The organism is Pseudomonas sp. WC2 (genome assembly GCF_050586545.1).
GTDB lineage: Bacteria > Pseudomonadota > Gammaproteobacteria > Pseudomonadales > Pseudomonadaceae > Aquipseudomonas.
Window position 1 is genome coordinate 85,076 of record NZ_JBOBDR010000017.1, and the last position, 21,973, is coordinate 107,048.

Genomic DNA, 21,973 nt, shown 5'->3' on the forward strand with positions numbered 1-21,973 from the left:
GTATATCCATATCCATCCGGGCATAAAAAAAGGCCTCGCATCTGCGAGGCCTTTCATTTGGGCTTCAATCGGTTCAACTTTGCGGCCTCATCCCTTGAGAAAGTCCGAACATGAACAGCAACAAATCATGATCGGGTTTGGTCGCCACGGAGGCTTTCGCCACCCGTGGGACTGCGCAGTGGGCGTCGTCTATCGACGCGCCAACGACCTGCATGCGGGGCTGCTCCCAGGCCGCCACCGCCAATGATGCAACTGCCAAGGCTCCAACCAGAAACAAACCTCGTGCAATTTCTAGTTTCATCGCTATAAACCTTTGATAGCGCTGCCAAACGCCGTCTCATAAAAGTAGACGAGTTTTTTCCAGTCGGTGTCGCTGAACGACGAATGGCGGCGCATTTGCTTCATGTCGTGGGAGGCTGCGCGATAGGCGGTCAGACGCTGGCGGCATTTCTCCAGATCGATCAATGCCACTTCAACCTTGGCCGCATCGCGTTCGCCGGTGACCCGCACAAAAACGTGTTTGATGTAGATGCAGCTGTGCTGCCAACGACCCTTGTGCATGCGCACGAGGTTGTCGGCGAGTTCTTTCAACACGCGCTCGTAAACAGCCTCGCCGTAATGCGCACGACCACCGGCCGCTTGCCATTTTTCGAGTTCGTCGAAACCATCCAGTGACTTCGTCACCAGCAGCGCACGCCACTTGTATTGCGGATCGGGCTGAGCGCCACAGAAAACGATTTCCGGCACCCGCACACCGAGTTTGCTGACGCCCTTCAGGGCATCCAGCTCACGCAACACCGTCGGACGACCGAACGGGTGCAGCCAGCTGCGATAGATATGGCCGGTCTGGCGCTTTGCATACAACAATTGGCCGTCACGCCCCATGACGCGTTGCACACCACTTTCGCCACCGCGCCGAACATTGGGCTCTTCTACCCACTCACCGTGCTGGTTCCAGTAATAGTCAAAGCCATCCTGTGAAGCGACGCCCGTTTCTGCTGCAAATTGCACTGCCATCCCACTACCTCTTGCGTAATACGTAAACCCGCCACATGGCATAGAGCGGGATGAAATCCAGTTGTTCCTGAATGCGGAACCCTGCTTCTTCAAATTCTTTTTCTACCGTAACGGCCGGTAACACAAAGCGATTCTGGTAACCCTCCTGTCCACGCTTGGCCTCAGCCTTTTTGCGTTTCCAGGCCTTGAAATTCCCGTCCACCCACAGCGAAATGATCACGCTGTCGCGGGTGACGCGCTCGAATTCACGCAGAATGGCCCGTCGATGCTCGGCTTCACCGACGTGATGGAGCAATCGCATGCAGAAAATGCTATCGACGGCGTTATCAGGCAAGGCAATGTCGAACGCAGAGGTGTGCAAGGGTTGTACCCTTTTCACCACCTCCGCCGGTTGCGCCTGCATCGCTGTCTTGATCATTGATTCGGAGTTGTCCGCGCCAATGATCACCCGGTTCGGTTTTTCTGCCAGCAGGGGCCAGAAACGCCCCGCGCCGCATGGCAGATCCAGTACCAGTCCCGGTTCACCCGCCAGCGTCAGGGCCTTGCGGGCCAACTGTTCGTCACGCCAATGGGACAAACGGCGACCAAGATTGGCCTGATGCTTGTGCAGGTATTTTTCTGCGTGCGTATCGTCGTACTTTTCGGAAAAATCGAGTTTGATCGGGCCGGCCATCACCTGGACTCCTGAATGACTGATGTCCCCACCTTAAGGACGGGGGTGTCAGCGTCAGGTCATCCAGTTGTGAAAATTTCGTTGGGTAAATCAACAAACTATTTCAAGGTTATACAGGATTTAGACAGGTTGGCGGGAGTGGCTGGGTGCCACTACCGTGGGTCAGATACGCCAAGATCTACCTCAAACCGGCAGCCATTGGGCTCCATCGTGCTCAACCTGACGGCCCAGCCCTCGTTTTCGCAAATGCGCTGTACCAGGGAAAGACCGAGCCCAAGGCCTTCGCCGCGATTTTCCTTGCCGCGCACGAACGGCTGGAACATGGCTTCGCGTTTTTCTTCCGGAATACCAACACCCGAGTCCTCGACGACAAACCCTTGAGCCGTCAGCGTCAGGCGAATGAAACCCTGCTCGGTGTAGTGACAGGCATTGCGTAGCAAGTTGCCCATCACTGCGGTCAACAACGTCGCGTTGTAACTGGTCTGCGGCGGGTTGCCCGGCTCGAACTGCAGCTGCAACCCTTTGCTTTCGATCGGTTCGCGCCAGACACAGAGCAAGCTGTCCGCCACTTGGGTGATATTTTGCTGCGGCGACATACCCACGTCTTCACGCTGGGCGCGGGCGAGCATCAGGAAGGTCTGCACCAGTTCGCGCATTTCTTCACTGGCGCGGGCAATGCGCTCGACCTGAGAACGACCGCGCTGATCGATGGCCGGATTCTCCAGCAACAATTCGCAGGAGCTGGCCAGCACCATCAGCGGGGTACGCAACTCGTGACTGACGTCACTGGTGAACAAGCGTTCCCGGGTCAGCGCCTGACGCAAACGCCCCAGCGTGGCATCGAACGCCACGGCCAGCTCGCCGACTTCGTCCTTCGCGTAATCCGGAGCCAGCGGCGGCGCCAGCCCGAGCAACTGGTCGCGATGGCGCACTTGCCGTGCAAGCCGCACCACCGGAGCCATCACTTTGCGCGCCAGCACCCACCCGAGGAAGACCGCCAGCGCCAGGCTGAGTACGAAACCCACCAGCACCACGGCAAACAGTACGCGCTCACGCTCTTCGAAATCGCTTTGATCCTGCAGCAGGACATAACGCCGACCGTCAACGACTTCAACCATCGCGTGATACGAGAGCTGCTCGCGAAAGACTTCATGAAACCCGGAATCGAGGTGGCGCAGATCCTTCGGCAACTCGAAATCGCCCGGCCCGCCGCTGAAGTAGAACAACTGATCCGGCTCAGGGCGGTGACTCCAGTCCGAGACGTTGTCCATCAGCAGCAGACGCTGCAGGTCGCCGCCCAGACCCGCCGAAATCAGTTTTTCTTCGACCAGGTGCACGGTCGCGACGATGCCCATGGCGAAGGCGCCGGCCACCAACGCGCTCATCAGCGCAAAAGCAATGATGATCCGCTGGGAAAGGCTCTGTCTAAACTCCATTACGCATCGGCCAGGCGGTAACCCACGCCGTGCACGGTATGCAGCAGTGGTTTGGCAAAAGGCTTATCGATCACTTGGCGCAACTGGTGCACGTGGCTGCGCAGGCTGTCGCTGTCCGGGCAGTCATCGCCCCACAGCGCCTCTTCGAGAATTTCCCGGCGCAGGACGTGCGGGCTCTTCTGCATCAACACCGCCAGCAACTTGAGGCCGACCGGGTTGAGCTTGAGCAGTTTGCCTTCGCGGGTGACTTCCAGGGTGTCGAGGTCGTAGCTCAGATCGCCGACCTGCAACGCCCGACGACCGCCGCCCTGGGAGCGACGCATCACCGCTTCGACGCGCGCGGCCAGCTCGGACAAGGCGAACGGTTTGATCAGGTAATCGTCGGCACCGGACTTGAAGCCCTGCAAACGGTCGTCGAGTTGATCGCGCGCGGTGAGCATGATCACCGGCGTGTCGCGCCGCGCGTCTTCACGCAGGCGTTTGCACAGGGTGTAGCCGTCGATCCCCGGCAGCATGATGTCGAGCACGATCAGGTCGTAATGCTCGGTGGCCGCCAGATGCAGGCCCGACAGACCGTCCTGGGCACAATCGACGGTATAGCCCTTGAGGCCCAGATAGTCGGCCAGATTGGCCAGGATGTCGCGGTTGTCTTCGACCACTAGGATTCGCATGGGCACCTCTTCCGTACACGGTAACGGCCGTCTTGGCCCGCGCAGCTTAAGGCCAAGTGTGGCTCACGGCTAGGCATGTGTTGGGTTGTTTGAGGAGAAAAACGTTCATTGTGCCCCGCAACGTATTTTTCACTTTCGATTAACAAATCCACGACGCCAGCACGCGCAGACTCCCCGCGGTTGCGCTCCTCAGAACACACTTACCGACCAAGGAATTACCATGGTGTCGACCTCTGCCCGTCCCGTTTCCAGGCCGCTGAATTTCTGGTGGTGCCTGGGAGTACCTGCTGTTGCGGCGCTCATTCTGGTGCTGCTCGAACTCACCGATCTGGACATGGATCTGGCCCGACTGTTTTACGACCCGGTCGCGGGCGACTTTATCGGGCGGCACAGTTACTTTCTCGAAGACATCCTGCATGACCGCGCCAAAGAGGTGGTCATCGCCTTTTCGGTGTTCGCGATCATCGGTTTCATCGGGGCCTTCTTCGTTGAGCGGTTGAAACCGTTCAAGCGTGAGCTGGGTTGCCTGGTGCTGTCGCTCGGATTGGCCACCTCTTTCGTCACGCCGGTCAAAGCCGTGACCGCGGTGCAGTGCCCGTGGAGCCTGGAGCAATTCGGCGGCCATGAGACTTACAGCAAACTGATGGAACATCGCCCGCAGACTGACAAGCCTGGTCGCTGCTGGCCCGGGGGGCATGCGGCCACCGGGTTTACCTTGTTTGCGCTGTTCTTTGTGCTGCGTGATCGCCGTCCGCGTCTGGCCAGACAGGCGTTTATCTTCGCCTTTGCACTGGGCTCGGTGTTTTCGATCAGCCGGATGATGCAGGGCGCGCACTTCTTTTCGCACAACGTGTGGACGGCGATTTTCTGTTGGCTGATTTGCCTGGGGTCGTATTACTGGGTGCTGTATCGCCCGGCGGTTAAGGCTGAGGCCGTGAGCAAGGCACATCCGGTCAGCGCCTGAAACACAAATCCAATTGTGGGAGCGAGCCTGCTCGCGAAGGCGTCGGTTCAGCCAACATAAATGTGAATGACACATCGAAATCGCGAGCAGGCTCGCTCCCACATTGATCCGCGGTGAAGCCAGGATTTGGACAATAAAAAACCCCGCTGACTTTCGTCAGCGGGGTTTTGCGTTACGGGGTAAGGCTGGCTTACATCATGCCGCCCATGCCACCCATGCCGCCCATGTCTGGCATGCCGCCGCCAGCGCCGCCGTCTTTCTTCGGCGCGTCAGCTACCGCTGCTTCGGTGGTCAGGATCAGACCGCCGATCGACGAGGCTGCTTGCAGAGCGGAACGGGTTACCTTGGTTGGGTCCAGGATGCCCATTTCGATCATGTCGCCGTACTCGCCAGTCGCAGCGTTGTAACCGAAGTTACCTTTGCCGTTCTTGACTTCGTTGACCACAACGCTTGGCTCGTCGCCGCTGTTGGCAGCGATCTGACGCAGCGGAGCTTCGATTGCACGGCGCAGAACAGCGATACCTACGTCCTGATCAGCGTTGTCGCCTTTCAGGTCAAGGATGGCTTCCAGAGCACGGATCAGCGCAACGCCACCGCCAGGTACCACGCCTTCTTCAACGGCTGCACGGGTTGCGTGCAGGGCGTCTTCAACGCGGGCTTTCTTCTCTTTCATTTCAACTTCGGAACCAGCGCCAACCTTGATCACTGCAACGCCGCCGGACAGCTTGGCCAGACGCTCTTGCAGTTTTTCACGGTCGTAGTCCGAGGAAGTTTCGGCAACCTGAGCACGGATCTGAGCGATACGCGATTCGATGTCGCCCGCAACGCCAGCACCGTCAACGATGATGGTGTTTTCCTTGGAGATGGTTACGCGCTTGGCGCTGCCCAGGTTTTCCAGGGTGGCTGCTTCCAGGCTCAGACCGATCTCTTCGGAGATAACGGTACCGCCGGTCAGAACAGCGATGTCCTGCAGCATGGCCTTGCGACGGTCGCCGAAGCCTGGAGCCTTGACGGCTGCGACTTTGACGATGCCACGCATGTTGTTCACAACCAGAGTCGCCAGGGCTTCGCCTTCAACGTCTTCGGAAACGATCAGCAGTGGACGGCCGGCTTTGGCAACGGCTTCCAGTACTGGCAGCATTTCGCGGATGTTCGAGATCTTTTTGTCGACCAGCAGCACCAGTGGGTTGTCCAGTTCGGCAACCATGGTTTCCGGCTTGTTGACGAAGTACGGGGACAGGTAGCCACGGTCGAACTGCATGCCTTCTACAACCGACAGTTCGTTTTCCAGGCCAGTGCCTTCTTCAACGGTGATCACGCCTTCTTTACCGACTTTTTCCATGGCTTCGGCAATGATGTCGCCGATGGAGTTGTCGGAGTTGGCGGAGATGGTGCCTACCTGAGCGATTGCCTTGGTGTCAGCGCATGGCTTGGACAGGTTTTTCAGCTCTTTGACGATGGCGATGGTCGCCTTGTCGATGCCGCGCTTCAGGTCCATCGGGTTCATGCCGGCAGCGACGGCTTTCAGGCCTTCGTTGACGATCGACTGAGCCAGAACGGTCGCGGTGGTAGTACCGTCACCTGCGTCATCGTTGGCACGGGAGGCAACGTCTTTGACCAGCTGCGCGCCCATGTTTTCGAAGCGATCTTCAAGTTCGATTTCTTTGGCGACGGAAACGCCGTCCTTGGTGATGGTCGGAGCGCCGAAGCTCTTCTCGAGGATCACGTTACGGCCTTTCGGGCCCAGGGTCGCTTTTACTGCGTCAGCCAGAACGTTGACACCAACGAGCATTTTCTTGCGGGCGGAATCGCCGAATTTAACTTCTTTAGCAGCCATGATCGATATTCCTTAAATACTTTGTAGTAGCGGGAAAATGAACGGGGTATCAGCCTTCGATAACGGCGAGGATTTCGTTCTCGCTCATTACCAACAGGTCTTCGCCGTCGACTTTCACAGTGTTGCTGCCGGAGTAAGGACCGAACACAACCTTGTCGCCTTCCTTCACGGACAGTGCGCGCACTTCGCCGTTTTCCAGAGCTTTGCCCGGGCCTACAGCGAGAATCACACCGTGGTTGGCTTTTTCAGCAGCCGAACCTGGCAGGACGATACCGCCAGCGGTTTTCTTTTCTTCTTCGCTGCGACGGATTACGACGCGGTCATGCAGAGGACGAAGCTTCATTGTCGATCTCTCCTAATTGTGGTTTTCATCGGCCGGTGTATTCCCGGCGGGTTTAACAAATCCGGCCTGCGCCGGTTGCGGTTCGTCGAGCGAGCCGCGGAAGTCTGTCCGACTCAAATGTCGGAAACCTTTCGGTGACCGATACATAAGGGCGCATAAGCTTATTACAAGGGCGAGGCGAAAAATTTTTCACCGATAGGTTGCACAAAAGCAGCCCATAAACGAACACGGCACCCGAAGGTGCCGTGCAGAGAGCGGAATTACTTGGAGTCGCGGTGTTCGAACTCGCCTTCGATCACATCGCCCTCGCGGCCCAGCGGCTGACGCGGTGCAGGACCGCCACGGGGTTGCAGGTCATCGGCGAACGCACGTTGGCGCATGGCCTGTTCTTCGGCGCGCTGGCGCATCTTGTTCGCCAGCAGACGACGGGAGATCGGCAGCAACATCACCAGACCGACCACGTCGCTGATGAAGCCCGGCAGGATCAGCAGACCACCGGCCAAGGCCAGCATCAAACCTTCCAGCATGGTCTGCGCCGGCAGTTCGCCGCGGTTCAGGCTTTCACGGGCACGCAATGCAGTGGCCAGACCGGCGACGCGCAGCACAAACACACCGAACATCGAGCCGACAATGATCAGCAGCAGGGCCGGGAAAAACCCGATAGCCCCTGCCACTTTGACGAATACGAACAGCTCCAGCACCGGAAACAGCAGAAAGAGCAACAGAAAAGGGCGCATCAAAGTTTCCTCAACGCAAGAAATGCCTTGCAGTAAGCCTTAGATGACGTCGCCCTTTCGTGAATTCAAGCGTCGGCCACTGCATTTTTTGGCCAGACCTCGGCGTGAGCCAATGAAACCAGGGCTTCGCGCACTTGTGTCGGCGTATTACAAACTGCCGGAAACGGCAACCAGTACAGCGCCTGACCGATGCGCAGATGCATGCCTTCGGTGTCGATCCCGGCCAGTTGCGCCGCCACGGTTTTCGGCAGGCCGGCGAGATCGACGTAGTGCGCGATGGCTTTGGCGTGATCGCTGTTCATGTGCTCGACCATGCTGATTTCAGCCTTGCCGGCAAACGGGTTGGCCAGGGTCAGTTGATCGACCCAGTGAATCGCGCCGAAACCGCCGATGTAGCGATGCCGCACCGGGATCAGCACCCAGAAGTCGAAATCGTGGGCCTTGTGATAGTTCTGCGAATCGGGGAAATAACGGTAGTAACGCTCGGCGGCCGCTTCAATCGCTGCAGGGTCTTCGAGCTTTTGCGCTTCGGCCAGATAGGTCAGGCGACCAACGGCTTGCACGTCATCGGCTTCACGTTCCCCCACCAGCAGCGAGCATTTCGGGTCTTTTTGCAGGTTGTGGGTGTGCTGGGCGATGCGGCTGATCAGGATCAGCGGGCGGCCCTGCTCGTCCAGGCAATACGGCACCACGGAGCCAAAGGGAAAACCGGGCATCGATTTGGAGTGCGTTGACAACACTCCGCGGTATTCCTTGAGAAGCAATTCTCGGGCATTCTTCGCCACTTCAACGCTCAATTTATGACTCCTTAAATAGAATCCGTCGAAAAAACGGACGGGCGCCGGGAATCAAGTCCCAGTCACACCTTCAGGCAATTCTCATGTGCAAACCCGCCACGGCGGTGCAGATCGAGAGTCGCTCACAACAAAAACAACTCAGACCTGCTATCGGGGCATGCGAATGCAACTCAACGACAAAGTAATCATTATCACTGGCGGTTGCCAGGGTTTGGGCCGCTCGATGGCCGAGTATTTCGCCGGCAAAGGCGCGAAGCTGGCGCTGGTCGACCTCAATCAGGAAAAACTCGACGACGCGGTCGCGGCTTGCAAGGCCAACGGCGTCGAGGCGCGCAGCTATCTGTGCAATGTCGCCAATGAAGAGCAGGTCGAGCACATGGTCGCTCAGGTCGCTGCCGATTTCGGCGCGATTCACGGCCTGATCAACAACGCCGGGATCCTTCGTGATGGCCTGCTGTTGAAGGTCAAGGACGGCGAAATGACCAAGATGAGCCTGGCACAGTGGCAGGCCGTCATCGACGTCAACCTGACCGGCGTGTTCCTTTGCACCCGTGAAGTGGCGGCGAAAATGGTTGAGCTGAAGAACAGCGGCGCGATCATCAATATTTCGTCGATCTCGCGGGCGGGTAACGTTGGCCAGACCAACTATTCCGCGGCCAAGGCTGGCGTTGCTGCGGCGACGGTGACGTGGGCCAAAGAACTGGCGCGTTACGGGATTCGTGTTGCGGGGATTGCACCGGGCTTCATCGAAACCGAAATGACCCTGGGCATGAAACCGGAAGCGCTGGAAAAGATGACCTCGGGGATTCCGCTCAAGCGCATGGGCAAGCCGGAAGAGATCGCCCATTCGGCGGCTTATATCTTCGAGAACGACTATTACACCGGTCGGATTCTGGAGATGGATGGCGGTTTGCGTATTTAACCCACACCGCAAAACCCAATGTGGGAGCGAGCCTGCTCACTCCCACAGGTTTTTTCAGTGTTGCTGATTGATCAATCGTCGCTGATGGTGATGTTCGGCATCGCCGGCGTCGCCGCTTCCTGCAATACGATCCGAGCGCCGACGTGGCGGGCCAGTTCCTGGTAGACCATGGCAATCTGGCTGTCCGGCTCCGCGATCACGGTTGGTTTGCCGCCATCGGCCTGCTCGCGGATCAGCATCGACAATGGCAGCGAGGCGAGTAGTTCAACGCCGTACTGTGTCGCCAGCTTCTCACCACCGCCCTCACCGAACAGATGCTCGGCATGCCCGCAGTTAGAGCAGATGTGCACGGCCATGTTTTCCACCACGCCCAGCACCGGAATGTTGACCTTGCGGAACATTTCCACGCCTTTGCGCGCGTCGAGCAGGGCCAGATCCTGTGGCGTAGTGACGATCACGGCGCCAGCCACCGGGACTTTCTGCGCCAGAGTCAGCTGAATATCGCCGGTGCCTGGCGGCATGTCGATGACCAGATAATCGAGATCGCCCCACGCGGTTTGCGTGACCAGTTGCAGCAACGCGCCAGAGACCATCGGCCCACGCCAGACCATCGGCGTGTTGTCGTCGGTCAGGAAGGCCATCGACATGACTTCGACACCGTGAGCCTTGAGCGGCACGAACCACTTTTGATCCTTGACCTCTGGGCGAGTGCGCTCAGGGATGCCGAACATGATGCCTTGGCTCGGGCCGTAGATATCGGCGTCGAGAATGCCGACCTTGGCGCCTTCGCGGGCCAGCGCCAGCGCCAGGTTGGCGGCGGTGGTCGACTTGCCCACACCGCCCTTGCCGGAAGCCACGGCGACCACGTTCTTGACGTTGGCCAGCCCCGGAATCTGCGCTTGGGCCTTGTGCGCGGCAATCACACTGTTCACTTCAACTTTGGCCGTCACCACGCCGTCGAGGTTTTCGATGGCCATTTGCAGCAATTGCGCCCAGCCGCTCTTGAACAGACCGGCGGCGTAACCGATTTCCAGCTGCACGTTGACGCGGTCACCGAGGATTTCGACGTGCTTGACGCAACCGGCGCTGACCGGGTCCTGGTTCAGATATGGGTCGGTGTATTGGCTGAGGACGGCTTCCACCGCTGCGCGAGTGACGGCGCTCATGGGCAACTCCGATAACAAGACTGGGAAAAGATGGCGGGTATCGTACCCCTTCTAACCTCCAGACGGCATGTCCGGCAACTATTTGCAGGGGTGAAATATCTTGCCCGGCGCTTTATAGTGGCCGACCTCCGTTTCATCAAGTAGCGAAGCCCCACATGTCCGAACCACGCAAGATCCTCGTCACCAGCGCCCTGCCCTACGCCAACGGTTCGATTCACCTTGGCCATATGCTGGAATACATCCAGACCGATATGTGGGTGCGCTTCCAGAAGCATCGCGGCAACCAATGCATTTACGTCTGCGCCGACGACGCCCACGGTTCGGCGATCATGCTGCGCGCGGAAAAGGAAGGCATCACCCCGGAACAACTGATCGCCAACGTGCAGGCTGAACACAGCGCCGACTTTGCCGAGTTCCTGGTTGATTTCGACAACTTCCACTCCACTCACGCTGAAGAAAACCGTGAGCTGTCGAGCCAGATCTACATCAAGCTGCGTGACGCCGGGCACATTGCCCAGCGCTCGATCACCCAGTATTTCGACCCGGAAAAGAAAATGTTCCTGGCCGACCGCTTCATCAAGGGCACCTGCCCGAAGTGCGGCACTGAAGACCAGTACGGCGACAACTGCGAAAAATGCGGTGCGACCTACGCCCCGACTGACCTGAAGGATCCGAAATCTGCGATCTCTGGTGCCACCCCGGTGCTCAAGGATTCCCAGCACTTCTTCTTCAAACTGCCAGATTTCCAGCAAATGCTGCAGACCTGGACCCGCAGCGGCACCCTGCAGGACGCCGTCGCCAACAAGATCGCCGAATGGCTGGACGCCGGCCTGCAACAGTGGGACATCTCCCGCGATGCGCCGTATTTCGGTTTCGAGATCCCGGGCGAGCCAGGCAAGTATTTCTACGTGTGGCTGGACGCACCAATCGGCTACATGGCCAGCTTCAAGAACCTCTGCGATCGCACGCCGGAGCTGGACTTCGATGCGTTCTGGGCCAAGGATTCCACCGCCGAGCTGTATCACTTCATCGGCAAGGACATCGTCAACTTCCACGCGCTGTTCTGGCCAGCGATGCTCGAAGGCGCGGGCTACCGCAAGCCGACCGGCATCAACGTACACGGCTACCTGACCGTCAACGGCCAGAAGATGTCCAAGTCCCGTGGCACTTTTATCAAGGCGCGCACCTATCTGGATCACCTGTCGCCGGAATACCTGCGCTACTACTACGCGGCGAAACTGGGCCGTGGTGTCGATGACCTCGACCTGAACCTTGAAGACTTCGTGCAGAAGGTCAACTCCGACCTGGTCGGCAAAGTGGTCAACATCGCCAGCCGTTGCGCCGGTTTCATTCAGAAGGGCAACGGCGGCCTGCTGGTCGACATCAATGCTGCGCCTGAGCTGACCGAAGCTTTCCTCGCTGCCGCGCCAAGCATCGCTGACGCGTATGAAGCCCGCGACTTCGCCCGTGCCATGCGTGAAACCATGGCCCTGGCCGACCGCGCCAACGCCTGGATCGCCGACAAGGCGCCGTGGTCGTTGAACAAGCAGGAAGGCAAGCAGGATGAAGTCCAGGCGATCTGCGCCACCGCCATCAACCTGTTCCGCCAACTGGTGATCTTCCTCAAACCGGTGCTGCCGCTGCTGGCCGCCGATGCCGAGGCGTTCCTCAACGTCGCCCCGCTGACCTGGAACGACCACACCACCCTGCTGGCCAACCATCAGCTCAACGAATTCAAGCCGCTGATGACCCGCATCGACCCGGTAAAAGTACAAGCCATGAGCGACGCCTCGAAAGAAGACCTGACCGCCAGCCAGACCGACACCGGTGCAGCCGCCCCGGCCGGCAATGGCGAACTGGCCAAGGATCCGCTGTCGCCGGAAATCGACTTCGATGCTTTCGCCGCGATCGACCTGCGCGTCGCGCTGATCGTCAAAGCCGAACACGTGGAGGGCGCCGACAAGCTGCTGCGCCTGACCCTCGACATCGGTGACGAGCAACGCAATGTGTTCTCCGGCATCAAGAGCGCTTATCCGGATCCGTCCAAGCTCGACGGTCGGCTGACCATGATGATCGCCAACCTCAAGCCGCGGAAAATGAAGTTCGGTATCTCCGAAGGCATGGTGATGGCCGCCGGCCCGGGCGGTGAAGAAATCTACCTGCTGAGCCCGGACAGCGGCGCCAAGCCGGGGCAACGCATCAAGTAATCCTCGGCGGTGAATCAATCCCACAGACGTGCCCGGCATGCCTGTGGGATTTTTCATATCTGGCCTGATAATGCCTAACCTTAAGAGACAGCCGCCCGTTTCGCTGGCAGAACCATGACCGAACTTGTGCTTACGCTCATCAGTGCTGCGCTGCTCAACAACTTCGTGTTGCACTGGCCGCTGGGTGTCGATCCGCTGTTGGCGGGGAGTCGCCGGCAGGTGCATGCGCTGGGTTTGGCGACGTTGTGCCTGATGCTGGTTGTGGGTGTGGTCGGTTTCGTAATCTGGCATTGGCTACTGGTGCCGCTGCAACTGCAAGCGCTGCACCTGTTCGTGTTTCTGCCGTTGAGCGTTTTGCTGATCGCGCCACTGTTGAAACTGTTGACGCGCTGGCTGCCGAATCTGCCCTTCGACGGTTTGTGGCCACTGTTACTGGGCAACGCTGGCGTACTTGGCCTGGCGCTGATCAACGCGCAAAACGATCAAGGTCTGCTCCACGCCGCAGCCCTGAGCCTCGGCGCCGGTCTGGGTTTCTGGCTGGTGCTGAGCCTGTTCTGCGACTTGCGTGAACGCACGGCCGACAACGATATTCCCCTGCCCTTTCGCGGCCTGCCGATCGACCTGATCGGTGCCGGACTGATCGCAGTGATTTTTCTCGGATTCAGTGGACTGATCAAAACATGAGTCTGATTCAACGCATCGACGCCCTTTTGCCGCAGACCCAATGCGGCAAGTGCGGCCATCCCGGATGCAAACCGTACGCAGAAGGCATCGCCGACGGCGAGCCGATCAACAAGTGCCCGCCGGGCGGTGAAGAAACCATCGCGGCCCTGGCTGAGTTGTTGAAAGTGCCGGTGCTGGAACTGGACATCAGCCGGGGCGCGGCGCCGCCGCAGGTTGCCTATATCCGCGAAGCCGAATGCATCGGCTGCACCAAATGCATTCAGGCGTGCCCGATCGACGCCATCGTCGGCGCGGCGAAATTGATGCACACCGTCATCATTGATGAGTGCACCGGTTGCGACCTGTGCGTCGCGCCGTGCCCGGTGGATTGCATTGAAATGCACCCGCTGCCGCTCGGCACACTGCCGGTGGTGGGAGGTCTGGCCTTCAACCTGGATGAACAACGCGCCCGCGCCGCGAAACGTGATCACGCACGTCAGCGCTTTGAGCGACGTAATGCCCGTCTGCAGCGGGAAGAACAGCAGAAGCAGGCTGAACGTGAAGCCCGGGCCAAACGCGCAGCTCAAGCTGAGGTGACTGCAACGGACCCGGTGCAGGCAGCGCTGGAGCGTGTGCGTGCACAAAAAACCGCGACCGCTGACGCCGCACTGAAAAAAGCCAAAATCGATGTGGCGATGAGCCGCGCCCAGTTGCAAAAGTCGTTGAAAGCTTTCGGTCATCCGCCGACGTTTGAACAGCAGTCGCAACTGATCGTGCTGCAGCAGCAGTTTGAAGCCGCGGAACACGCTTTGGCGAAACTCGAAAGCAGCGCCCCACCGCCGCCGGTCGTCTCAGCACCGACGAAAGACGCGGATTTGAAACGAGCAAAAATTCAACTGGCCATGCGCCGCGCCGAACTGAAAAAAGCCCAATCCGCCGAAGCCGCCCCGGAGCAGATCGCCACGCTGGAACAGTCTTTGCGCGATGCCGAGCAGGCCTTGCATGACGCCGAAGCGACCAGCGATCAACCTGTGCCTGACTGGGTGCGCGTCGAAAAACGTCCGATCGACAGCCGGCTTCGCCAACTTAAAACCGAATTGGCCTACGTTCGCGCAGACCTGAGCAAACTCGAACGCCGCGCCGACACGCCCAGCGAGATCCTCGATAAGGCACGCGCCCGCCTGCAAGACGCCGAGCGCCAGGTGCAAGACCATGTCGCCCCTTGAGACGCCGGACGATCGCCTGCAACAGGCGATGAAGCTGGTGTTGCTCGCCACGTTGCCGGGGCTGTTGGCGCTGTTCTGGCTGTACGGTTGGGGCATCTTGATCAACCTGGTCCTGGCGATTGCCACGGCGTTGCTGGTCGAAACGATGGTCGCTCATCTACGGCGGCAACCGTTACAGCCCCCGTTACGGGACGGCAGCGCGGTGGTCAGCGCGACATTGCTCGCCGTCGCGTTGCCGCCCTATTGCCCTTGGTGGCTGACGGCGACGGCGGTGGCTTCGGGGCTGTTGTTCGGCAAGCATCTGTACGGCGGCGTCGGTAAAAACCCGTTCAACCCGGCGATGCTCGGATTTGCCATGGCCATGGTGATGTTCCCGCAATCGATGACTCACTGGCCGGCGCACGGTCTCGATTTTGCGACCACTCTTCAGCAAATCTTCAACATTGGCCTAGCCCCGGACGCTTGGGCTCAGGCCACCGCGCTGGACAGCCTGCGCCTCAACAAAAGCCTGACCATGGACGAATTGTTCGCGAGCCATTCCGCGTTTGGCCGTTTCGGCGGCCGCGGTGCCGAATGGGTGAACCTGGCCTTTCTCGCCGGCGGATTATTTTTGCTGCAACGGCGGGTGATCGCCTGGCACGCACCGGTCGGCATGCTCACCAGCCTGTTTGTGATCAGCTTGGTGTGCTGGAACGGTTCGGGGTCGGATTCCCATGGGTCGCCGCTGTTTCACCTGCTCAGCGGCGCGACCATGCTCGGTGCGTTTTTCATCATTACCGAACCGGTTTCCGGCGCCAGAACGGCACTCGCCCGAGTGCTGTTTGGGGTTGGGGTTGGCTTGCTGACTTATCTGATTCGTACGTGGGGCGGTTATCCGGATGGCGTCGCGTTTGCGGTGCTGTTGATGAATCTTTGCGTGCCGGCGCTGGAGCGGTTTGCCTGTGACCGCCAGCCACAGGTGAACCCATGAACCGCACGGCCAGCGCACTGACGTTATTGTTGCTGGCGGTGGTTGGCATCGGCGCTACGTACCTCATGCAACGCAGCAGCGCGCCGCACATTGCTGCCGAAAGGCGCTTGGCCGACAGCCGCAAACTGCTCGACCTGCTAACCGCCGACGCTTACGACAATCAACCGCTGCAACAGCCGCTGAACCTGGCCGACGCCCAGTTGAGCCATAGCAGGCTGCTGGCGGGTTATCGCGCGACCAAAGCCGGGCAAACGGTTGCCGTCTTGCTGCGCAACCAGACCGAAGGTTATGCCGGCGTCATCGAACTGCTGATAGCGATTGATGCCAACGGCAAGTTGCTCGGGGTGAAAACCCTCAAGCAAACCGAAACCCCGGCACTCGGCGGGCCGATTGGCGACTGGCCGAACCACTGGCTTCAGGCATTCACCGGCAAATCGCGCGGTGAACCAAGCGATGCTGGCTGGGCGTTGAAAAAAGATCAGGGGCAATTCGATCAAATGGCCGGGGCGACCATCACCTCGCGCGCAGCCATCAACGCGATCCACGATGCATTGCGCTACTTTGACGAGCATCGATTGGCATTATTGGGGAGCGGAGCATGAATCTGTCCAACTCACTGATGCTGGTGTTATTGCTGGGCACCACGTCTTCTCTGGCGGGCGCGTTGGGGACGGTGTTGATGTTCGTCCTCGTGGTAAGCATTTATGGGTTAGCCATGGCACCGCTGCGCTCGCGCATGACGGGTAGGAGTGTCTTGCTGGCCAGCCTGGTGCTTGCCGCAACGTTCACCAGTTGCGCGGATCTTCTGGCGCGAGGCTGGTTTCTGACGTGGCAGCAGTCGTTCGGACTCTACGTGGGATTGATCGCCTTGCAGTGCGTGGTGCTGGAACACCATGGCTTCTTTCGGCAACCGCAGGCCGTACGTTTGAGGCTCTCTACGTTGTTCGTCGGCTTGATGTTTCTGCTCGCCGTCGCACGTGAAGTCAGCGGCACCGGCAGCCTGGCTCGCGGGCTGACGGAAAACGTAGCCGGCCTGGCCCTGTTCAGCGAAGCGCTGCCTCTGGCCACTCTGGTTCCCGGCGCTTTCATTATCTTGGGGCTGCTGCTCGCGGCCCGACAGGCCTGGACTCGCTCGAACTCTATTTCCAAGGAAACGCATCGCCCATGAACGCCGCAAAACGTCTTGAGATCTTCCGCCGACTGCATGAAGACAATCCCGAGCCGAAGACTGAACTGGCTTACTCCTCGCCCTTCGAACTGCTGATCGCCGTGATCCTTTCGGCGCAGTCGACCGATGTCGGGGTCAACAAGGCCACTGCCAAGCTGTTCCCGGTCGCCAATACGCCAGCCGCCATCCACGCGCTGGGCGTCGAAGGTTTGTCCGAATACATCAAGACCATCGGCCTCTATAACAGCAAAGCCAAAAACGTTATCGAGACCTGTCGCCTGCTCGTCGAACGCCACGGCAGTGAAGTCCCAGAGACCCGCGAAGAACTGGAGGCCTTGCCCGGCGTGGGCCGCAAGACCGCCAACGTCGTGCTGAATACCGCATTTCGCCAGTTGACCATGGCCGTCGACACGCACATTTTCCGGGTCAGCAACCGAACCGGCATTGCGCCTGGCAAAAACGTGGTGGAGGTGGAAAAGAAGCTGATGAAGTTTGTACCCAAGGAGTTTTTGCTCGACTCCCACCATTGGCTGATCTTGCACGGCCGCTATGTCTGCCTGGCCCGCAAGCCCCGGTGTGGCAGTTGCCGCATAGAAGACCTCTGCGAGTACAAAGACAAAACATCGGACGATTGACTGGCTATTACATTTACTGATTCGTCGATTGAAAAAATCTTTTTTACCCGCTGCAGGAATGTCGATATAAGGGGCGCCAAAGGCATTCTTAGCCGGGAGTCAGCTTATGAGTAGCGACAAAGAGCAACTGGACGTAGATGACGATATCCCTGTGGACTCTGATGATGCCGAACCTGTGGTCGAAGTCGCCAAGACCAATCTGAGCAAGCGCCGCACCATCGACAATCTGCTGGAGGAGCGCCGACTGCAGAGGCAATTGTCCGAGTACGATTACGATCTATGACACCTGAAGCCTCCAGCAACGGAGGCTTTGTTCTTTCTATCGGTAGCTGAATTCGATCGGCCCATGATCCGGTCAACTAGTGAAATGCTCAGACCAGCCCATTACGTTGCGCCAGTTCAATCAGATCAACCAGCGAACGGGCATTCAATTTCAACAGCAGTCTGGTTTTGTAGGTGCTTACGGTCTTGTTACTCAAAAACATCCCGTCGGCGATTTCCTTGTTGGTCTTGCCCCGCGCCAACTGCTGCAACACCATCATTTCGCGCCCGGACAGGCGATCGACCATATCGGCTTCGCTGGCGTTACCGAGAGTGGTTCGTACGGTATGCAACGCTTGATTCGGAAAATAACTGTAGCCTGACAGAACAGCCTTGATAGCGCTGAGCAATTCGGTCAGGTCTTGTTGTTTACAAACATACCCGGCGGCCCCCGACTGCATACAACGCATGGAAAAATGTCCAGGCGCCTGAGACGTCAACACCAGAACTTTCATTGGCATCGCGACTGAACTCAGCCGAGCGATAACTTCCAGACCATCAAGTTTGGGTATTCCAATATCGAGAATGACGATATCTGGCATTTGTTCGCGAGCCAGTTGTAATGCATCCACGCCATTGTCTGTTTCTGCAATGACTTCGTAGCCATGACGTTCCATCAGCATGCGCACCGCAAGCCGAATGACGGGGTGGTCATCCACGATCAGCACTTTATTCATGGGCAGGTCCAATTTCGCTGTTCGATTTTTAGAGCCCGCACAATAGCGTAGTCAAATCACTCGTGGGACAGACGAGTTCCCTTACACTTGCAGCGAAAGACCCCTCCTACAACCATTGAAGATTATTCCTACAAAAAACCCATTTTCAGCCTTCAACAAGATTGCAAATGCAATAACGCCCTCTCCCCCTGCGAAGTCGTTACTCTTAAAAACCCTAAAAACCTGAAACAAGATACGTCTATTCAATCCGTATTTTTTAATATAAATATCGAACTACAACCACAGACAAACGACTTTCAGGAAAACAAACATGCACTACATAAAAAACAAGATAAGTAACCCAATGACTGTTATTGCCACATTCGCTCTCATCTCGGAAACATCCGCCGCTGTATCTCTACCTTTTCTTGAGAATGACGAACGCAGAATCTATATCTGGTTCTTGATCAGCTTTCCTTTTTATCTATTGTTTCTGTTTTTCCTGACGCTCAACTTCAACTATCGCTCCCTTTATGCACCTTCTGACTTTGCCAAGGATGACAACTTCTTAAAAGCTTTTGATGACATATCGACTAATGACAGCAAAACCAAAGCCAACTCAGCTGCTGACGATACACCGCAAGCGGATTCGCCTGAACTGCACGCCAAAACCAAAATCGACTCGCCTCACCCGGGTAAAGCGCCCGACCCACCCGAAGACGATGTTTCACAATCGCGTCCGTGGGTCGAGCACTCGATTCAATTGCCGAAAATCATGGGCATGGTGCGCGTCATTGATGTACGTCAAATGAGTACGCAGTCACAGTTCGATCAATTGCTGATGGATCTGCCACGACTCGCCAAACAACCCTGCAAGTTCATGGTGTTTCTCACCCATTGTCCAACCGACGATTTACTGCAACAGATTGCGATGCGTCATATCAAGCACACGAAAAAAGGCGTGGGGGCAACGCGCTGTATCGCTTACAACGTCAGCCTGCAGGCCACTACGATTTTGAAATGGGATTGAGAGGTGGGCTACTTCTGGAACAGAACGTTCGCCCTGACAGCAAGATGGATACACGAACAGGAAGAAGCTGACAGGTCAACGTCAGATGAGAAAGGAAAGATAAACAATGGCGGCCTTGCCATTACGACAAGGCCGCCATTTTTTTGCGTGTCTGGAGGACTCAGAACAGCTTGCGACCCTTGTTGGCAGCAATACGCATGCGCAGCGCGTTGAGCTTGATGAAGCCCGCCGCGTCGGCCTGGTTGTAAGCACCGCCGTCTTCTTCGAAGGTCGCGATGTTGGCATCGAACAGCGAATCGTCGGACTTGCGACCGGTAACGATCACGTTGCCTTTGTACAGTTTCAGGCGCACAACGCCGTTCACGTTGACCTGCGAGGCGTCGATCATCTGTTGCAGCATCAGACGCTCTGGGCTCCACCAGTAACCGGTGTAGATCAGGCTGGCGTATTTCGGCATCAGCTCGTCTTTGAGGTGAGCGACTTCGCGGTCCAGGGTGATCGATTCGATGGCGCGGTGAGCGCGCAGCATGATCGTGCCGCCCGGGGTTTCGTAGCAGCCACGGGACTTCATGCCGACGTAACGGTTTTCGACGATGTCGAGACGGCCGATACCGTGAGCACCACCGATCTTGTTCAGCGTCGCCAGCACGGTGGCCGGGGTCATTTCCACGCCGTCCAGTGCAACGATGTCGCCGTTACGGTAGGTCAGTTCCAGGTACTGCGGTTTGTCAGGAGCGTTCTCCGGGGAGACGGTCCATTTCCACATGTCTTCTTCGTGCTCGGTCCAGGTGTCTTCCAGCACGCCGCCTTCATAGGAGATGTGCAGCAGATTGGCGTCCATCGAGTACGGGGACTTCTTCTTGCCGTGACGCTCGATCGGGATCGCGTGCTTCTCGGCGTAGTCCATCAGTTTTTCGCGGGACAACAGGTCCCACTCACGCCAAGGCGCGATCACTTTTACGCCAGGCTTGAGCGCGTAGGCACCCAGTTCGAAACGCACCTGGTCGTTGCCCTTGCCGGTGGCGCCGTGGGAAATGGCATCAGCGCCGGTTTCGTTGGCGATTTCGATCAGGCGCTTGGCGATCAGCGGACGTGCGATGGAAGTACCCAGCAGGTACTCGCCCTCGTAAACGGTGTTGGCGCGGAACATCGGGTACACGAAATCACGCACGAATTCTTCGCGCAGATCGTCGATGTAGATTTCTTTGACGCCCATGGCCTGAGCCTTGGCGCGGGCCGGCTCGACCTCTTCGCCTTGACCGAGATCCGCGGTGAAGGTCACCACTTCACAGTTATAAGTATCCTGCAGCCACTTGAGGATCACCGAAGTGTCCAGGCCGCCGGAATACGCCAGAACGACCTTGTTTACGTCCGCCATGCCATCACTCCACGGGGTTCTACGGAAAGCCGAGGAGTCTACCGCCCAAACGCGATAATTTACAGAGGCGCGACAGCTTAAGACGACAAAGCGACAGAATCTGTCGAGAGCGCGACGATGACCGGCGGGTCAGGAAGTCGCTGCGGTACTGGCTGGCGTGCTCGCTTGCGGCGCTGGAGTGGTAATCGGTGCAACCCGCGCCAGTTTGACATTGACCCGACGGTTCTTCGCCCGATTGGCCGCATTGGTGTTTGGCACAATCGGGTATTGCTCGCCATGGAAGCGCACGGTGATCTGCGATTCCTGAACGCCATTGGCCTTGAAGAAGTCGACCACCGCCAGCGCCCGGCGGCGGGACAGTTCGCGGTTGGTCAGGCGATTGCCACTGTTGTCCGAGTGTCCGTCGAGTTCGATGTGATTGACCGTCGGATCAGCCTTCATGTACTCGAGCATCACTTGCAACCTGGCTTTGGCAGCGGGATCCAGATCAACACCTTCGCCGGGGAAGCCGATCTGCGATTGCTTGATCTGGTCGAAATTCTGCGGCAGCAATTTCGCCACACAGGTCTGATAGTCGTTAAACGCCTTGCTGAATTTCACCGGCAATAAACGCACTTCCGACACGCGGCCATCGCCTGAAGCACGGCGCACGACCGGGCTGCGGCCGTCGAGCAGACCGCTGATCAGCCCGCCAGCCTGGGACTGCGAACTGCTGAACAAGACGCTGCCGCTGCCGAGCCTGACACTGCCCAGATTGATGTCGCCGCGCCCCGGTTGCCACGGCGCTGCCGCGGCCAGCAGCGTTGCCGAACCACCGCCAAGCATGGCGTTGTAGGCATTCAGACGAAATATCGCCTGCTCACCGGCCTTGCGCACGAACTCGCCCGAGCCGAAATCGGTGATCGGCTGGCTTAGACGACATTCGAACTTGTCGCCGGCGACCGTCCACTCAATGTTCTCCAGACGGGTCTGGTACGTGAGCGCCATCGCGGGGAGGCTGGCAAACACACTGAGCAAGGCTAAATAACGCTGGCGCACGGGAGGCTCCATTGGCTTCTGAAACACAAAGACCGATTCACACTATGTTTACGGCATACCTACGTGATATCGGAAGGTTCCCGCAAAACTTGATAGCGAGTGCCTGCAAGAGTCTTTT

Annotated in this window: 23 protein-coding genes and 1 pseudogene; 11 read left to right on the forward strand and 13 right to left on the reverse strand. The window is 58.2% G+C overall.

Annotation, left to right across the window (positions count from 1 at the left end; translation table 11 throughout):
• Nucleotides 1–73 precede the first annotated feature (73 nt).
• From ACQ4OE_RS20505 to ACQ4OE_RS20525, 5 genes are all read right to left on the reverse strand, one after another.
• Nucleotides 74–301: a hypothetical protein gene (locus tag ACQ4OE_RS20505; RefSeq protein WP_122589718.1), complete on the reverse strand. Its 228-nt coding sequence runs from the start codon at nucleotides 299–301 to the stop codon at nucleotides 74–76.
• Nucleotides 302–303: 2 nt separating this feature from the next.
• The gene (locus ACQ4OE_RS20510; RefSeq protein WP_430947707.1) at nucleotides 304–1,017 is read right to left on the reverse strand and encodes a lipopolysaccharide kinase InaA family protein; all 714 of its coding nucleotides are present in this window, start codon (nucleotides 1,015–1,017) and stop codon (nucleotides 304–306) included.
• A gap of 4 nt (nucleotides 1,018–1,021) precedes the next feature.
• Nucleotides 1,022–1,690 carry a class I SAM-dependent methyltransferase gene (locus tag ACQ4OE_RS20515; RefSeq protein ID WP_430947708.1) on the reverse strand — a complete coding sequence of 223 codons (669 nt, stop codon included), beginning with the start codon at nucleotides 1,688–1,690 and terminating at the stop codon, nucleotides 1,022–1,024.
• Between the two features lie 152 nt (nucleotides 1,691–1,842).
• Nucleotides 1,843–3,126 carry a sensor histidine kinase gene (locus ACQ4OE_RS20520; RefSeq protein ID WP_430947709.1) on the reverse strand — a complete coding sequence of 428 codons (1,284 nt, stop codon included), beginning with the start codon at nucleotides 3,124–3,126 and terminating at the stop codon, nucleotides 1,843–1,845.
• Nucleotides 3,126–3,797: a response regulator transcription factor gene (locus tag ACQ4OE_RS20525; protein WP_122589726.1), complete on the reverse strand. Its 672-nt coding sequence runs from the start codon at nucleotides 3,795–3,797 to the stop codon at nucleotides 3,126–3,128. Before ACQ4OE_RS20525 ends, ACQ4OE_RS20520 begins: the two co-directional genes overlap by 1 nt.
• 220 nt (nucleotides 3,798–4,017) lie before the next feature.
• Here ACQ4OE_RS20525 and ACQ4OE_RS20530 point away from each other — a divergent pair, with 220 nt between their 5' ends.
• Entirely contained in the window at nucleotides 4,018–4,761 is a 744-nt protein-coding gene (locus ACQ4OE_RS20530; protein WP_430947710.1) for a phosphatase PAP2 family protein, read from the forward strand.
• 190 nt (nucleotides 4,762–4,951) lie between these two features.
• Here ACQ4OE_RS20530 and groL read toward each other — a convergent pair whose 3' ends face one another.
• The 4 genes from groL to ACQ4OE_RS20550 all read right to left on the reverse strand — a co-directional run bounded on the left by groL (nucleotide 4,952) and on the right by ACQ4OE_RS20550 (nucleotide 8,475).
• On the reverse strand, nucleotides 4,952–6,598 hold the full coding sequence (gene groL, locus ACQ4OE_RS20535; protein ID WP_064391926.1) for a chaperonin GroEL: 1,647 nt from the start codon (nucleotides 6,596–6,598) through the stop codon (nucleotides 4,952–4,954).
• Between the two features lie 49 nt (nucleotides 6,599–6,647).
• On the reverse strand, nucleotides 6,648–6,941 hold the full coding sequence (locus ACQ4OE_RS20540) for a co-chaperone GroES (protein ID WP_007916610.1): 294 nt from the start codon (nucleotides 6,939–6,941) through the stop codon (nucleotides 6,648–6,650).
• A 260-nt stretch (nucleotides 6,942–7,201) separates the two neighbouring features.
• Entirely contained in the window at nucleotides 7,202–7,678 is a 477-nt protein-coding gene (locus ACQ4OE_RS20545; RefSeq protein WP_397481808.1) for an FxsA family protein, read from the reverse strand.
• 65 nt (nucleotides 7,679–7,743) lie between these two features.
• A complete protein-coding gene (locus ACQ4OE_RS20550; protein WP_430947711.1) occupies nucleotides 7,744–8,475 on the reverse strand; it encodes a HugZ family protein in 732 nt (243 codons plus the stop codon).
• 163 nt (nucleotides 8,476–8,638) lie between these two features.
• On the opposite strand from ACQ4OE_RS20550, the gene ACQ4OE_RS20555 reads away from it, so the two are divergent.
• Entirely contained in the window at nucleotides 8,639–9,397 is a 759-nt protein-coding gene (locus ACQ4OE_RS20555; protein ID WP_430947712.1) for an SDR family oxidoreductase, read from the forward strand.
• A 71-nt stretch (nucleotides 9,398–9,468) separates the two neighbouring features.
• On the opposite strand, the gene apbC is transcribed toward ACQ4OE_RS20555, so the two are convergent.
• Complete coding sequence (gene apbC, locus ACQ4OE_RS20560; protein WP_430947713.1) at nucleotides 9,469–10,563, reverse strand: iron-sulfur cluster carrier protein ApbC; 1,095 nt, start codon at nucleotides 10,561–10,563, stop codon at nucleotides 9,469–9,471.
• Between the two features lie 155 nt (nucleotides 10,564–10,718).
• Here apbC and metG point away from each other — a divergent pair, with 155 nt between their 5' ends.
• From metG to ACQ4OE_RS20600, 8 genes and pseudogenes are all read left to right on the forward strand, one after another.
• Complete coding sequence (gene metG / locus ACQ4OE_RS20565; RefSeq protein ID WP_430947714.1) at nucleotides 10,719–12,770, forward strand: methionine--tRNA ligase; 2,052 nt, start codon at nucleotides 10,719–10,721, stop codon at nucleotides 12,768–12,770.
• Nucleotides 12,771–12,884: 114 nt separating this feature from the next.
• Nucleotides 12,885–13,454, forward strand: a complete 570-nt coding sequence (locus ACQ4OE_RS20570; protein WP_430947715.1) for an Rnf-Nqr domain containing protein — start codon at nucleotides 12,885–12,887, stop codon at nucleotides 13,452–13,454.
• Nucleotides 13,455–13,471: 17 nt separating this feature from the next.
• Nucleotides 13,472–13,846 (forward strand): annotated as a pseudogene (gene rsxB / locus ACQ4OE_RS20575) (electron transport complex subunit RsxB); the annotation flags it as partial.
• A gap of 799 nt (nucleotides 13,847–14,645) precedes the next feature.
• Complete coding sequence (locus tag ACQ4OE_RS20580) at nucleotides 14,646–15,629, forward strand: RnfABCDGE type electron transport complex subunit D (RefSeq protein WP_430947716.1); 984 nt, start codon at nucleotides 14,646–14,648, stop codon at nucleotides 15,627–15,629.
• On the forward strand, nucleotides 15,626–16,231 hold the full coding sequence (locus tag ACQ4OE_RS20585; RefSeq protein ID WP_430947717.1) for an RnfABCDGE type electron transport complex subunit G: 606 nt from the start codon (nucleotides 15,626–15,628) through the stop codon (nucleotides 16,229–16,231). Before ACQ4OE_RS20580 ends, ACQ4OE_RS20585 begins: the two co-directional genes overlap by 4 nt.
• Complete coding sequence (locus ACQ4OE_RS20590; protein ID WP_430947718.1) at nucleotides 16,228–16,797, forward strand: Rnf-Nqr domain containing protein; 570 nt, start codon at nucleotides 16,228–16,230, stop codon at nucleotides 16,795–16,797. Before ACQ4OE_RS20585 ends, ACQ4OE_RS20590 begins: the two co-directional genes overlap by 4 nt.
• Nucleotides 16,794–17,432, forward strand: a complete 639-nt coding sequence (gene nth / locus ACQ4OE_RS20595) for an endonuclease III (protein ID WP_122589745.1) — start codon at nucleotides 16,794–16,796, stop codon at nucleotides 17,430–17,432. Before ACQ4OE_RS20590 ends, nth begins: the two co-directional genes overlap by 4 nt.
• A 106-nt stretch (nucleotides 17,433–17,538) precedes the next feature.
• Nucleotides 17,539–17,715 (forward strand): PA3496 family putative envelope integrity protein, encoded by a 177-nt coding sequence (locus ACQ4OE_RS20600; protein WP_122589747.1) that lies wholly within the window; start codon nucleotides 17,539–17,541, stop codon nucleotides 17,713–17,715.
• Between the two features lie 88 nt (nucleotides 17,716–17,803).
• Here ACQ4OE_RS20600 and ACQ4OE_RS20605 read toward each other — a convergent pair whose 3' ends face one another.
• A complete protein-coding gene (locus tag ACQ4OE_RS20605) occupies nucleotides 17,804–18,430 on the reverse strand; it encodes a response regulator transcription factor (protein ID WP_122589749.1) in 627 nt (208 codons plus the stop codon).
• A gap of 310 nt (nucleotides 18,431–18,740) precedes the next feature.
• On the opposite strand from ACQ4OE_RS20605, the gene ACQ4OE_RS20610 reads away from it, so the two are divergent.
• Complete coding sequence (locus ACQ4OE_RS20610) at nucleotides 18,741–19,439, forward strand: hypothetical protein (RefSeq protein ID WP_430947719.1); 699 nt, start codon at nucleotides 18,741–18,743, stop codon at nucleotides 19,437–19,439.
• Between the two features lie 160 nt (nucleotides 19,440–19,599).
• Here ACQ4OE_RS20610 and ACQ4OE_RS20615 read toward each other — a convergent pair whose 3' ends face one another.
• Together ACQ4OE_RS20615 and ACQ4OE_RS20620 are read right to left on the reverse strand one after the other, a co-directional pair.
• Nucleotides 19,600–20,817, reverse strand: coding sequence for an argininosuccinate synthase (locus tag ACQ4OE_RS20615; protein ID WP_016986656.1), 1,218 nt, complete (start codon nucleotides 20,815–20,817; stop codon nucleotides 19,600–19,602).
• A gap of 129 nt (nucleotides 20,818–20,946) precedes the next feature.
• On the reverse strand, nucleotides 20,947–21,855 hold the full coding sequence (locus tag ACQ4OE_RS20620) for a flagellar protein MotY (RefSeq protein WP_430947720.1): 909 nt from the start codon (nucleotides 21,853–21,855) through the stop codon (nucleotides 20,947–20,949).
• Between the last annotated feature and the right edge of the window lie 118 nt (nucleotides 21,856–21,973).